14 protein-coding genes are annotated in these 12,807 nt (G+C 47.9%); all 14 read left to right on the top strand.

The genetic code is table 11. From position 1 onward, the window contains the following. Window positions 1-242: 242 nt before the first annotated feature. The 14 genes from fapR to trmD all read left to right on the top strand — a co-directional run bounded on the left by fapR (window position 243) and on the right by trmD (window position 12,727). The gene (gene fapR, locus ACFFLE_RS09945; protein ID WP_380571404.1) at window positions 243-815 is read left to right on the top strand and encodes a transcription factor FapR; all 573 of its coding nucleotides are present in this window, start codon (window positions 243-245) and stop codon (window positions 813-815) included. Beyond that, a complete protein-coding gene (plsX, locus tag ACFFLE_RS09940) occupies window positions 808-1,791 on the top strand; it encodes a phosphate acyltransferase PlsX (protein ID WP_380572123.1) in 984 nt (327 codons plus the stop codon). The genes fapR and plsX overlap by 8 nt, the downstream gene beginning before the upstream one ends. Then, complete coding sequence (fabD, locus tag ACFFLE_RS09935; protein WP_380571315.1) at window positions 1,788-2,693, top strand: ACP S-malonyltransferase; 906 nt, start codon at window positions 1,788-1,790, stop codon at window positions 2,691-2,693. Before plsX ends, fabD begins: the two co-directional genes overlap by 4 nt. After that, window positions 2,686-3,423, top strand: coding sequence for a 3-oxoacyl-[acyl-carrier-protein] reductase (fabG, locus tag ACFFLE_RS09930; protein ID WP_380571159.1), 738 nt, complete (start codon window positions 2,686-2,688; stop codon window positions 3,421-3,423). Before fabD ends, fabG begins: the two co-directional genes overlap by 8 nt. Before the next feature lie 34 nt (window positions 3,424-3,457). Next, window positions 3,458-3,694: an acyl carrier protein gene (locus ACFFLE_RS09925; RefSeq protein WP_344701344.1), complete on the top strand. Its 237-nt coding sequence runs from the start codon at window positions 3,458-3,460 to the stop codon at window positions 3,692-3,694. Between the two features lie 96 nt (window positions 3,695-3,790). Next, the gene (gene rnc, locus ACFFLE_RS09920; RefSeq protein WP_380570934.1) at window positions 3,791-4,558 is read left to right on the top strand and encodes a ribonuclease III; all 768 of its coding nucleotides are present in this window, start codon (window positions 3,791-3,793) and stop codon (window positions 4,556-4,558) included. Beyond that, window positions 4,558-8,112 (top strand): chromosome segregation protein SMC, encoded by a 3,555-nt coding sequence (smc, locus tag ACFFLE_RS09915; protein ID WP_380570931.1) that lies wholly within the window; start codon window positions 4,558-4,560, stop codon window positions 8,110-8,112. Before rnc ends, smc begins: the two co-directional genes overlap by 1 nt. Continuing rightward, entirely contained in the window at window positions 8,109-9,215 is a 1,107-nt protein-coding gene (gene ftsY, locus ACFFLE_RS09910) for a signal recognition particle-docking protein FtsY (RefSeq protein WP_380570930.1), read from the top strand. The genes smc and ftsY overlap by 4 nt, the downstream gene beginning before the upstream one ends. A gap of 16 nt (window positions 9,216-9,231) precedes the next feature. Then, a complete protein-coding gene (locus ACFFLE_RS09905) occupies window positions 9,232-9,543 on the top strand; it encodes a putative DNA-binding protein (protein ID WP_380572121.1) in 312 nt (103 codons plus the stop codon). 11 nt (window positions 9,544-9,554) lie between these two features. Then, window positions 9,555-10,901: a signal recognition particle protein gene (ffh, locus tag ACFFLE_RS09900; protein ID WP_380570929.1), complete on the top strand. Its 1,347-nt coding sequence runs from the start codon at window positions 9,555-9,557 to the stop codon at window positions 10,899-10,901. A gap of 103 nt (window positions 10,902-11,004) precedes the next feature. Beyond that, window positions 11,005-11,280: a 30S ribosomal protein S16 gene (rpsP, locus tag ACFFLE_RS09895; RefSeq protein ID WP_380570928.1), complete on the top strand. Its 276-nt coding sequence runs from the start codon at window positions 11,005-11,007 to the stop codon at window positions 11,278-11,280. A 5-nt stretch (window positions 11,281-11,285) separates the two neighbouring features. Further along, window positions 11,286-11,513 (top strand): KH domain-containing protein, encoded by a 228-nt coding sequence (locus tag ACFFLE_RS09890; RefSeq protein WP_380570927.1) that lies wholly within the window; start codon window positions 11,286-11,288, stop codon window positions 11,511-11,513. 57 nt (window positions 11,514-11,570) lie between these two features. Continuing rightward, the gene (gene rimM / locus ACFFLE_RS09885) at window positions 11,571-12,065 is read left to right on the top strand and encodes a ribosome maturation factor RimM (protein ID WP_380572119.1); all 495 of its coding nucleotides are present in this window, start codon (window positions 11,571-11,573) and stop codon (window positions 12,063-12,065) included. Then, entirely contained in the window at window positions 12,062-12,727 is a 666-nt protein-coding gene (gene trmD, locus ACFFLE_RS09880) for a tRNA (guanosine(37)-N1)-methyltransferase TrmD (RefSeq protein ID WP_344701360.1), read from the top strand. The genes rimM and trmD overlap by 4 nt, the downstream gene beginning before the upstream one ends. Window positions 12,728-12,807: the final 80 nt, after the last annotated feature.

Here is a 12,807-nt window from a genome sequence, read left to right as displayed (position 1 = left end):
ATCATTCCGTATGGAATTCGAAGGGGGCGACGGTCGGTGCCTTGCGCTGATCGGCCGCGAAACTCAAGCTCCAGACAATTCACTATATGGAAACATGTGGCCAATAAAATTGTAATAATAGATTGAAGCTTGCACTGTATAAACCATACAGTGCTTTTTTTTGAAAGGCCCACAAAGTGTTTGAAATCCACAAAGCACTTATATATACTGATTCTAGTACCAACTACTAAACGAGGTTGAATATGGTTAAATACAAAAAGACGGAACGGCAGGAACTGTTACTTGAGAGGGTATCTTCAGACCCGTTTTTGACTGATGAGCGTCTGGCTGAAATATTCAAAGTCAGCATCCAGACCATAAGGCTCGACCGCCTGGAACTCGATATCCCGGAAGTGCGCGAGCGCATCAAGCACGTAGCACGGGAAGAGACCGATAAGATACGGAGCCTGTCATTGCAGGAAGTCATCGGTGAAATCATAGACATTGAATTGAATGATCATGCCTTGTCCCTGTTTATAGCAGAGGAAGGCCATGTCTTCAAAAAGAACAAGATCGCCCGCGGCCATTATCTGTTTGCACAGGCAAACTCCTTATGTGTGGCTGTCATAGATCAGCCGCTGGCATTGACGAAAACGGCCCATATCGACTTTGTACGACCCGTCAAACTGGGTGATAAGGTGATATCAAAGGCAGTGGTCGAGAAGATGGATGGCCGGATCGCCACCATTCAAGTAGTATCCAAAGTGGAACAACGCCTTGTTTTTAAAGGACGTTTTGAAATGTATTATACAGGTGAAGGTGAATATGATGGTTAGAATTGCGGTGGATCTCATGGGCGGAGACAACGCTCCAAAAGAGATAGAGAAAGGCGTACTAAAAGCTGTTGAAGCGGATGATAGCCTTGAAATTCTCCTGTACGGGCTTGAAGGCTCCTATTCGGGAAACCATCCGAGGGTGACATTCATACCGGTCTCGCAGAAGATTGAATCGGATGACGACCCGGTCCGCTCAGTACGCCGTAAGAAGGACAGTTCCCTTGTGCGTGCGTGTAAAGCAGTGAAGGATAAAGAAGCGGATGCATGTGTATCGGCAGGAAACACGGGTGCCCTGATGAGTGCGGGACTGTTCGTGGTGGGGCGCATCAAAGGGATTGAGCGGCCTGCCATCGGCACTTTGCTGCCGACGACCGGTGGCGAAAGGAATGGCATGATGCTGTTGGACATGGGGGCGAACGTCGATAATAAACCCCAACATCTCCATCAATTTGCAGTGATGGCTGATTTGTATATGCGCGAGAATGAAGGGCGCAGCAATCCAAGGATCGGCCTCGTCAACAACGGCAGTGAAGATAACAAAGGAAGCGAGCTCACCAAAGAGACTTTCAAGCGTCTCAAGGAAAGCAACCTGAACTTCACAGGGAATTTTGAGACACGCGATATCTTCTCAGGTGACGTCGATATCGCTGTCACCGACGGATTTACGGGCAACATCATCCTGAAGACGATTGAAGGTACTGCCAAGGCATTGATGGGGGAAGTCAAGCATGCATTCCTCAAGAATGCCAAGAACAAATTGGCTGCCCTTATCCTGAAGAAGGATGTGCAATCCGTCAGGGAGCTTCTGGATTACAGGCAATATGGCGGAGCACCGCTGCTCGGCCTCGATGGCAATGTGCTGAAGGCGCATGGTTCAAGTGATGGAGAAGCAATCGTCTCAGCAATCCGTCAAGCAAAAAAAATGGCTGAATCCGATGCAATCGCCAAAATTAAAGAGAAGGTGGGAAATGAATGAAGAAGATGATTTTATTCCCGGGGCAAGGCTCCCAGTACGCAGGTATGGCGAAAGATATATATGAGCAGTCACCGGAAGGCCGGACATTGCTGGATGAGGTCTTTTTGAATGTTGATTTTGATTTGAAGTCGATAATGTTCGAAGAAGACGAGCGCCTCAACATGACACAGTATACTCAACCGGCACTATTTGCCCACAGTCTTGCGGTACTTGCGGCTACAGGCTTAAAAGGGGATGTTGTACTCGGCCACAGCCTCGGGGAGCTGCCTGCCCTTGTACATGCTGGGGTCATCACAGTTAAGGACGGAATTTCCATAGTGTCAAAGCGCGGTGAGCTTATGGCGCAGAGCGAAGGAGGCGGCATGGCTGCAGTGATCGGCATGGAGTATGCCCCTTTAAAAGAATTGTGCGACTCATTGTCGGATGATCAAAGGAAGATACAGCCGGCAAACATCAATGCGCCTGACCAGATAGTGATTTCGGGGGATGAAAGCTTGATTGATGATTTTGTCGAACAGGGCAAATCGTATGGGGCAAGACGCGTTATGAAATTGAATGTGTCGGGTGCATTCCACTCCTATCTTATGGAAGATGCACGGGAGGCATTCGCCTCCTTCATTAAAGAGATACCGTTTGCTACGCCGACCATACCGGTCATCCAAAACGTATCGGCAGCATCAGAGATGAATCCGGAGACGATACGCGCTCAACTGATCGATCAGCTTACCCATCCTGTGCGCTTCACCGAATCGATTCAGACAGCTTCTGAGATGGGTGTCGGTGAGGCGGTGGAAGTCGGCCCGAAAAAAGTTTTGAGTGGTCTGGTCAGGAAAATCGACCGCTCGATCAGCGTTTCACATATTGATACAATGGCACATGTAAAGGAGTTAGAAAATGGCTAAAACAGCACTTGTAACAGGAGCGTCAAGAGGCATCGGAAAAAGCATCGCACTTAAGCTCGGGCAGGCCGGCTACAATGTAATCGTGAATTATTCAGGATCGAAGGATAAGGCCGAAGCAGTTGTAGAAGCCATCAAAACAGAAGGCGGTCAAGCTGAGGCGATTCAATGTCAGGTCCAGGACCATGAAGAAGTCAAAGCGATGATCAAAGACATCACCGACCGGTACAAGGCAATCGACCTTGTCGTCAACAATGCCGGTGTGACCCAGGACAATCTGCTCATGCGCATGAAAGAGGACGAATGGGATAAAGTCGTTGATGTAAACCTAAAAGGCACGTTCAACGTCATCCAAAGTGTCTCACGTCCGATGATTCGCCAAAAAGGTGGAAGAATCATCAATATCTCCAGCATCGTCGGATCGATTGGAAACGCGGGCCAGACGAATTATGTCGCCTCCAAGGCTGGGATAGACGGCATCACAAAATCCGTCGCACGGGAACTCGCTCCAAAAGGCATCACGGTGAATTCTGTTTCCCCGGGCTTCATCGAAAGTGATATGACTGATATATTGTCCGATGAAGTTAAAGGGAAGATGCTTGAACAGATACCGCTTAGATTCTTTGGGGATGCCGAGGATATTGCAGAAACAGTCATGTTCCTGGCATCAGATAAAGCACGCTATATTACCGGCCAGACAATCCATGTAAATGGCGGTATGTACATGGGGTAAACCCTGTGATAATATTGGAGGGAGGTGAATTATAATGGCAAACTTCGACAAAGTAAAAGACATCATCGTCGACAAATTGGGAATTGATGAGGAGAAAGTGACTAAGGATGCATCATTCAAAGATGACCTCGGTGCTGACTCTCTGGATATCGCTGAGCTTGTGATGGAGCTCGAGGACGAGTTCGAGATGGAAATCCCGGACGAGGAAGCTGAGAAAATCAATACGGTAGGCGACGCCCTCAACTACATCGACAAACTAGAAGCGAAATAATGTTAAAATCCACTTTCAAAGTGGATTTTATTTTTGTTATAAAAACTTTTATTAAATATCTCATTCCTTTAGAATGAATTAAATGGAGGTAAACAGATGGATTTCAATGAAATAGAAAGACGGATCAATAAAGATCCGCATGCCAGACAGAGGCTTCAGGATTTCAGGAGGAAGTTTACAGATTTCATCGATCGGACAGGCATTTCCGTCGATGATGAAAGCCTGTATATCCAGGCATTTATGCATAGTTCCTATATAAACGACCTTCAACTGGACAAGATCCATAACAACGAACGGCTCGAATTTTTAGGGGATGCCGTACTAGAATTGATGGTTTCAGATTATATCTATAACCGGTTTGAAAAATTGCCGGAAGGCGATTTGACAAAACTGAGGGCCAATATCGTATGTGAACCATCACTTGTAGTATTTGCATCGAAACTTGATATGGCGCCACTCATACTGCTTGGCAGAGGTGAAGAGAAGACGGGTGGCAGGGAACGGCCGTCAATCGTCTCCGATACATTCGAGGCCTTCCTCGGGGCGTTGTATCTGGATCAGGGCACAGCTTCAGTCGTCAGTTTCCTAAAAGCACATGTATACCCTGAAATAGGCGATGACAATTATAATGCCGTAATGGATTATAAGACAGCGCTCCAGGAACGGATGCATCAAAAAAGTCAGCAAAGCGTCGAGTATCGCCTTATTGAAGCGACCGGACCGAGCCATGATAAGCGGTTCGTCACTGCGGTTTTTGCAGACGGCATCATGATAGGCAAGGGAAGCGGGCGTTCGAAAAAGGACTCCGAGCAGAAAGCTGCTGAATATGCACTTAAGAATTTTGATGATGGAGAGAAGGATTAATGGTTTATTTGAAAAAGATGGAAGCGCACGGATTCAAATCATTCGCCGATAAGGCGGACATCAGTTTTGATGCCGGGGTTACGGCTGTGGTCGGTCCAAATGGCAGCGGCAAAAGCAACATCACCGATGCCATACGCTGGGTGCTTGGAGAACAATCGGCACGTTCCATCAGAGGTGTCAAAATGGAAGATGTAATCTTCAATGGCACCACAGACCGCAAGGCGATGAATTATGCATATGTCCGGCTTGTGTTGGATAATGCATCACGCACTTTGCAGATGGATGCGGATGAAGTCCACATTACACGCAAGCTATACAGAAATGGCGACAGTGAGTATTACATCAATAAGGAACGCACCAGGCTCAAGGAAATAAATGAGCTTTTCCTTGATTCCGGTTTGGGGCGAAATGCGTATAATATCATTTCCCAGGGGGAAGTGGATGAAGTTTTGAAGGCTAAACCGGAGCAGAGAAGAGGCCTCATTGAAGAAGCGGCAGGCGTCATGAAATATAAATTGCGCAAAAAGGAATCCGAAAAAAGACTTGAAGAAACTGCAGATAACCTCGACCGGGTGCACGACATCATCCATGAACTCGAAGGCCGGGTACATAGGCTTGAGAAGGAGAGTGCAACTGCCGAGGAATATCTGGCGCTGAAAGAGGAGATGCGCAACAGTGACATAGAAGTGACGGTCTATGATGTAGAGACGCTTATGGCCATGCTTAATGAAGAGGCGATGGGTCTCCAGTCGTCAGAAGCTAAAATCAAAGAAATGCACAGCCGATTGGCGCACAAGGAAAAAAGGATGACCGAGATTGCCCGGCAACGTGATAGGCATGATGAGGAGAACGCCGAGCTAAACAGGCGTCTGGTTGATTTGACAAAGAAATTGGAGCAGGCCAGTGGTCGGATTGAATTGTATAAAGAACGGAAGGACACTAAAGGACAGACGAGTGAAGAACTGTCAAAACGACTCGCCACCCATCAGGCACGCGCTGCATCCATAGATTCAAAGCATCGCGAAACCTTAAAGAAAGCTGCTGAACTTTCGACCGCAGTCAACGAGTTGACTAGGGCTCAAGAAGAAATCGCCACACATAAAAAAGAACTTCTGGAGGATCATTCGGGTGAAATCGAAACGCTTAAGGACGAATACTATGATCTGATGGTGGAAAAGACGACACTTGAGAATGAATGCAGGCGGGCAGAATCCGAAAAGAGCAGGCTTGATGATAATATACGCCAGAAAAAGGAGCGGGTTGTAGAACTCGAGCAGCTCCAGGAGACGGAAGGCATCCAGCATGCCGAGGAGAAAGCCCGTCATGCAGAAATACTGGAGAAGGTGGATGCCAACCACAAAGCGTTGCAGGCGGCATCAGAGGCATTGAAAGCGCTCGAAGCGGACTACGACAACGAGAAGAATAGGCTTGATACTGCCAGACATTATATCGAGCAGCAGAAGTCGAAGGTTGATATGTTGAATGCCATGCATAATGAGTACCGTGGATATTATCCGGGTGCACGGTTCATATTGAAGAATAGGGCACAGTTGAACGGCATCATAGGGGCTGTTGGGGAGATGCTTTCAGCTGACAAGCGATATGTCAAGGCATTGGATACGGCACTCGGGGCACAGGCCCAAAACATCATCACGCACGACGAGCAGAGTGCCAAGGCAGCAATCAGTAGACTGAAGGCCGCCAAAGCCGGATTTGCTACATTCCTGCCAAGGACCACGATCCGTCAAAAGCATCTCCATAAGGATATTCGTGGCATACTGGAGCGCACAAGCATCAAGGTGCACGTCATGTCAGAAATCGCCGAACACGACGACTCTATAGCGGATATTGTGAGTCACCTGCTCGGTACGACACTTGTCGTGGAGACAATCGATGATGCCACTGCATTGGCTTCTGAAATCAACCATAGGCTGCGGATCGTCACATTGGATGGCGATACCATCATGCCGGGCGGAGCGATGTCCGGGGGGGCCAAAAGTGCCAAGGGTTCAATCATCGAGAACCAGCAGGAACTGCAGGAAACAAAGGAGAACCTGGAAGTCTACCGTATGAAAACCCGACAGATTGAGGCGACGGTGAAGCAGCTGGCTGACGACTTGACGAGTCAGATGGAGAAGAAAGATAAATTGGATCAGACCAGCCAGCAGCTGGCTGCAGAAAAAGACAAATATCATGGCAGCATCCTGAGGCTCGGCTATCAGCTTGAGGCGAGGGCGGACAATATAAGGATCCTGAGGGAAGAACTTTCAGGGCTCGGCGCACCAGAAGATACTGCAGAGAAGGAAGAGAGGATCGCCCAGATCGAGGTTTCACTCGACCATCTCGACCGCCGCATCGCGCAGATGAATGCATCGGATAAAGATAAGAAGGAAACGCTTCAACATCTGACTGACGAAGGTCACGCCACCAGCCGGGAGTTGGCAGCGGTGAAGGAGCGCCTCAGGCATGCACAAGATGAAACTTCCCGCCTTGAAGAAGAGCAGGAAGAAATAAACGCGCTGATCAATGAAGTCAAGGAACAGCAGAAAATGATCAGTGAAGATCTGAATGAGATGGATATTGAGCGTCTGGAGAAAGAACGGATAGCCCTCTCACAGGAAGTCGAGGCGCTCAACCACTCCGCAGAAGAGAAATCATCAGTCCTATATGCGCTCAGAAAGGAATATGAGGAACTGGAGTCAGACAGACGCGAACTCCTGCCGATGCGCGATGAACTGCAGGAGGCTTTCCACGCCCATAAAACAAAAAAAGAGAAGCTTGATATCCAGGTGGAACAAAAGATTGAATATCTGTCGGAAACGTATAAAATAACGTATGATAGAGCTAAAGAAACACATCAGGATCTGACGGATATCGATCAGAAACGAATGAAGATTTCTTTGAACAGGAAAAGCATCGATGAGCTCGGCCCGGTCAATCTGGCAGCGATAGAGGAATACGCGCGCGTGGGTGAACGCTATCAGTTCCTGAAGACACAGGAAGCAGATCTGCTCGAGGCAAGGGATACGCTGCTTGAAGTGATCCGTGAAATGGATGGCGAAGTGGCAGTGCGCTTTAAGGAAACGTTCAATCAGATCAATGCCCGTTTCGGTGAAGTGTTCCAAAAGATGTTCGGGGGTGGCCAGGCCGAATTGAGGTTGACCATAGAAGACGATTACCTCGAATCCGGAGTGGAGATATATGCCCAGCCTCCCGGCAAAAGATTGTCGACATTGTCATTGCTGTCAGGGGGAGAACGGGCATTGACTGCAATCAGCCTGCTGTTCAGCATTCTACAGGTCCGGGCCAGTCCGTTCATCATACTGGATGAAGTGGAGGCTGCCCTTGATGAGTCGAATGTGCTGCGCTATGCACAGTATCTGAAAGTCTTGGCAAAAGAGACGCAATTCATTGTAATCACCCACCGCAAAGGGACAATGGAAGAGAGCGATCGGCTGTTCGGGGTGACGATGCAGGAACGTGGCGTCAGCCAACTGATCAGCGTAGATCTCAAGGATTATGAAGAAAACATAAGAGAGGAAGAAACGGTGTGAGCTTATTTAAACGACTGAAAGACAAGTTCCAACCGAAGTCCAATGAAGTAAAGGATCTTTCGGATGAATCGCTCGAATCACAGACCGAAGCGCTTGATGACGGTCTGATAAGCATAGATGAATTCGAGGAATGGGAACAGGAACAGATAGGCTATAAATTTAAGGTAGGCCTCGAAAAGAGCAGGGAAAAGTTCCAAAGTGAAATCAATGAACTCATGGCCCGCTACCGTACCGTCGATGAGGATTTCTTTGAAGCGTTGGAGGAAGTTCTGATTTCGGCTGATGTCGGGTTCAATACTGTGATGGAACTGACGGATGAACTGCGTCATGTTGCAAAGGTGAACAACATCACAGACACCTCGGAGCTGCGTGAGACGATTGTTGAAAAAATGGTGGAGATCTATGAGCGAAATGATAATCTGCCGGAGACGGTCAATATCCAGGAGGAAGGCTTGACTGTCATCCTCGTTGTTGGTGTGAATGGTGTCGGCAAAACGACGAGCATAGGCAAATTGGCACATAAATACAAGCAAGAAGGCAAAAATGTAATGCTCGCAGCCGGTGATACTTTCCGGGCCGGTGCAATCAACCAGCTTAAAGTCTGGGGAGAGCGGGTGGATGTCGATGTGATCAGCCAGGCTGAAGGCAGCGACCCGGCTGCTGTCATGTTTGACGCGGTCAACGCTGCGAAGAAGCGGGGCACTGATATCCTTATCTGCGATACGGCAGGGCGCCTCCAAAATAAAGGGAATCTGATGAATGAACTTTCGAAAATGAAGAAAGTCATCCAGAAAGTTGTTCCCGAAGCACCCCACGAGTCTTTACTTGTACTTGATGCCACGACCGGTCAGAATGCATTAAGCCAGGCCAAATCCTTCAAGGATGTAACAGACGTCTCTGGCATTGTGCTGACCAAACTGGATGGTACAGCCAAAGGCGGTATCGTATTGGCCATCAAAAATGAGCTCGGCATTCCGGTGAAGTTCGTCGGGCTCGGTGAACAGCTTGATGATCTGCAGGAATTCAATGCAGAGAACTATGTTTACGGCTTGTTTGCAGATATGGTGTCGAATGCCGAAGGGGATGATGAAGAACGTGCTTGAAGAACTTGAACGCACCATGCGCATGAACTATCTCTATGATTTCTACCATACGCTGTTGACCAGCAGACAAAGAAAATATATAGAGCTTTATTACCTGGAAGATTTCACCTTCAGTGAAATTGCAGAAGAACTTGATGTGACAAGACAGGCAGTCTATGATAATTTGAAACGGTCGAAAGACTTGCTTGAACATTATGAAGAGAACTTGGGGATGTACAGGAATTTCATCTCCAGGCAATCACTGATAAAAGAACTTGGCGAAATATTGGGTGAGGACCGCTCCCATGATGTAAAAAGAATTCTCGAGACGCTTGAGGCGCTCGACTAGGAGGAGATATTATGGCTTTTGAAGGTTTAGGGGAAAGGCTCCAGGCAACTATGGACCGCATCAAGAGCAAAGGGAAGGTTTCGGAATCGGACGTCAAACTGATGATGCGTGAAGTCCGCCTCGCCCTTTTGGAAGCTGACGTCAACTTTAAAGTCGTCAAACAATTCATCAATCAAGTGAAGGAGCGTGCGCTCGGCACGGACGTTATGCAGTCGCTGACCCCGGGTCAGCAGGTCATCAAGATCGTCAGGGAAGAGTTGACTGACTTGATGGGTGGCGAGAACCAGAAGATCATCTTCAGCCAGAAGCCGCCGACGGTTATCATGATGGTCGGCCTCCAGGGTGCGGGTAAAACCACAACAGCCGGTAAATTGGCCCTTCACCTACGTAAACAATTCAATAAGAAACCGCTTCTGGTAGCTGGCGACATCTACCGACCGGCGGCGATCGATCAGTTGGAGACGGTCGGCAAGCAGATTGATGTACCCGTATTCTCGATGGGTGATCAGGTTAAACCGCAGCAGATTGTCACCGAGGCGATGGCACATGCGAAGGATGAGCATCTGGACACTGTAATCATTGATACTGCAGGACGCCTCCATATCGATGAAAACCTGATGAATGAATTGAAGGATATCAAAGGCATTGCAGAACCCGATGAAATCATGCTTGTAGTGGATGCCATGACGGGCCAGGACGCAGTCAATGTCGCGGAGTCGTTCAATGATCTCCTCGACATTACAGGTGTCACGCTGACTAAGATGGATGGCGACACACGGGGTGGTGCAGCCCTATCAATCCGTTCGGTCACCGAGAAGCCGATCAAGTTTGTCGGTATGTCGGAAAAGCTGGATGGTCTGGAAGCATTCCACCCAGATCGCATGGCACAGCGCATATTGGGCATGGGGGACGTATTATCCATCATTGAAAAGGCGCAGGCCAACGTCGATGAAGGAGATCAGAAGGCACTTGAGAAAAAGATAAAGGATCAAAGCTTCACGTTGGATGATTTCCTGGATCAAATGGATCAGGTGAAGAATCTTGGACCCCTCGATGAGCTCCTTAAGATGATGCCTGGCGCCAAGAAGATAAAGGGCCTTGACAGCATGCAGATGAGCGGCAAGGAAATCGATCACGTCCAGGCCATCATACGCTCCATGACCATGCAGGAGCGTGAAAACCCTGCAATCATCAATGCGAGCCGCAAGAAGAGGATCGCCAAGGGTTCAGGCCGCAGCCTGCAGGAAGTAAACCGCCTCCTCAAACAATTCGGTGAGATGAAGAAGATGATGAAGCAGATGACAAACCAGAAAGGAAAGAAGAAAAATCCTTTCGGCAACATGGGACTGCCATTCTAGATTGAAATTCGTAAAGTAAAAAGTCTTTACAGGATTTTAACCATCTGTTATAGTAGTAAAAGTGAAAACGAATAATACAGGAATTGAAAGGAGTTAATATAAGATGGCAGTTAAACTTAGACTGACACGCATGGGTTCTAAAAAGAAACCTTACTACCGCATTGTAGTTGCAGATTCCCGCAGCCCGAGGGATGGACGCATCATCGAGCAGATCGGTGCATACAATCCTATCTCAAAAGGGGACAACATTGTTGACCTCGATGAGGAAAAAGCCCTTGAGTGGCTTCAGAATGGTGCTAAACCAAGTGATACGGTACGTGACATCCTGAGCAAAAAAGGTGTTATGGAACGTTATCATAATGCAAAATATGGGAAATAGTCCCAATGCAGAAACTGCTTCAAACAATTCTTGAGCCGGTGCTTGAACATCCTGAGATGCTCACAATCGCTGAGGAAGAGACCGATCACGCAATCTCCTACAGCATTACCGTCCATAAAGACGATATCGGCCGTGTCATAGGCAAGCGCGGACGTATGATCAGGGCAGTGCGCACGATCATGTCCAATGCCAATCATGGCAGTTCAAAGAAAGTGTTTGTTGATGTTGACTAGGCACACCGCGAGGTGTGCCTTTTTTAATACAAGATATATGAAGAAATGGGGGATATGATGAGAATAAGTATAGGCCGGCTGGTGAATTTCCATGGTGTGAAAGGAGAAGTCAAAGTGCTCAGTGACTCTGATTTCTCAAAAGAACGATTCAGTCCAGGCAATATCGTGGAAATAGATGGGAAAGACTTTGAAATTGCACAGTATCGTACACACAAAAATTTCCATCTGCTGCAATTTGAAGGAGTATCGAGCCTCGATGATGTAGAGGAGTTGAAGGGCAAGGAAGTGATGCAGGAAGCTGATGCAGTCCAATTGCCGCTTGCGGAAAATGAATTTCATTACAAAGATATCATCGGTTTGGAAGCCAAGATTGAAGACTCCTTGAAATCGATTGGAACTGTTACTGACATCTTTGAAACAGGGGCCAACGATGTCTGGGTCGTCAAAGGAGAGCGGGAATATATGATTCCCTATATAGAAGACGTAGTTAAAAAGGTGGATCTTGAGGCAGGCCACATCATCATCCATCCCATGGAGGGACTGTTGGATTGAATATTCACTATTTGACGCTTTTCCCAGAAATGTACGATGGCATCCTAAACACTTCGATACTCGGCCGCGCCAAAGAAAAAGGCATCGTCGACTATCATACGATCAATTTCCGTGATTTTTCCGGCAATAAGCACAATAAGGTCGATGACTATCCATATGGCGGTGGCGCGGGTATGGTGCTTAAACCCGAACCTGTCTTCAATGCCATGGAATCCCTTGAACTCGATGATCCCCGGGTCATATTATTATGTCCGCAAGGACGCCCCTTCGACCAGAAGATGGCTGAGGAATTGAGCACAGAAAATGATATCGTCTTCATCTGTGGCCATTATGAGGGCTATGACGAGCGGATTAGAAGTCTTGTGACGGATGAGGTCTCCATCGGTGACTACGTGCTGACGGGTGGGGAACTCGCCAGCATGACGATGACGGACGCCGTAGTCAGACTGATTCCCGGCGTGCTGAACCGTGAAGAGAGTCATCAGGAGGATTCCTTCAGCACAGGGCTTCTCGAGCATCCGCACTACACCAGACCTCGAGAATATAGGGGTATGAAAGTGCCTGAGGTGTTGCTTAACGGCAATCATAAGCTGATTGAAGAATGGCGCCATGAAGAAAGTCTAAAGCGCACCAGGGAGAGACGTCCGGATCTACTCGAGTGATAAGGACATCCGATAATTTGCATTTAAGCCGTTGAAACACGGTGGCTATTGTGGTAATATTATACGAGTGTGAAACACAC

The organism is Salinicoccus siamensis (assembly GCF_042429615.1).
Lineage (GTDB): Bacteria > Bacillota > Bacilli > Staphylococcales > Salinicoccaceae > Salinicoccus > Salinicoccus siamensis.
This window is presented reverse-complemented; position numbering and strand designations above follow the sequence as displayed.

Excerpts from the sequence above, each read along its gene's own strand:
- fapR (WP_380571404.1), top strand. The coding sequence starts at position 243 with ATGGTTAAATACAAAAAGACGGAACGGCAGGAACTGTTACTTGAGAGG.
- plsX (WP_380572123.1), top strand. The coding sequence starts at position 808 with ATGGTTAGAATTGCGGTGGATCTCATGGGCGGAGACAACGCTCCAAAA.
- fabD (WP_380571315.1), top strand. The coding sequence starts at position 1,788 with ATGAAGAAGATGATTTTATTCCCGGGGCAAGGCTCCCAGTACGCAGGT.
- fabG (WP_380571159.1), top strand. The coding sequence starts at position 2,686 with ATGGCTAAAACAGCACTTGTAACAGGAGCGTCAAGAGGCATCGGAAAA.
- ACFFLE_RS09925 (WP_344701344.1), top strand. The coding sequence starts at position 3,458 with ATGGCAAACTTCGACAAAGTAAAAGACATCATCGTCGACAAATTGGGA.
- rnc (WP_380570934.1), top strand. The coding sequence starts at position 3,791 with ATGGATTTCAATGAAATAGAAAGACGGATCAATAAAGATCCGCATGCC.
- smc (WP_380570931.1), top strand. The coding sequence starts at position 4,558 with ATGGTTTATTTGAAAAAGATGGAAGCGCACGGATTCAAATCATTCGCC.
- ACFFLE_RS09905 (WP_380572121.1), top strand. The coding sequence starts at position 9,232 with ATGCGCATGAACTATCTCTATGATTTCTACCATACGCTGTTGACCAGC.
- ffh (WP_380570929.1), top strand. The coding sequence starts at position 9,555 with ATGGCTTTTGAAGGTTTAGGGGAAAGGCTCCAGGCAACTATGGACCGC.
- rpsP (WP_380570928.1), top strand. The coding sequence starts at position 11,005 with ATGGCAGTTAAACTTAGACTGACACGCATGGGTTCTAAAAAGAAACCT.
- ACFFLE_RS09890 (WP_380570927.1), top strand. The coding sequence starts at position 11,286 with ATGCAGAAACTGCTTCAAACAATTCTTGAGCCGGTGCTTGAACATCCT.
- rimM (WP_380572119.1), top strand. The coding sequence starts at position 11,571 with ATGAGAATAAGTATAGGCCGGCTGGTGAATTTCCATGGTGTGAAAGGA.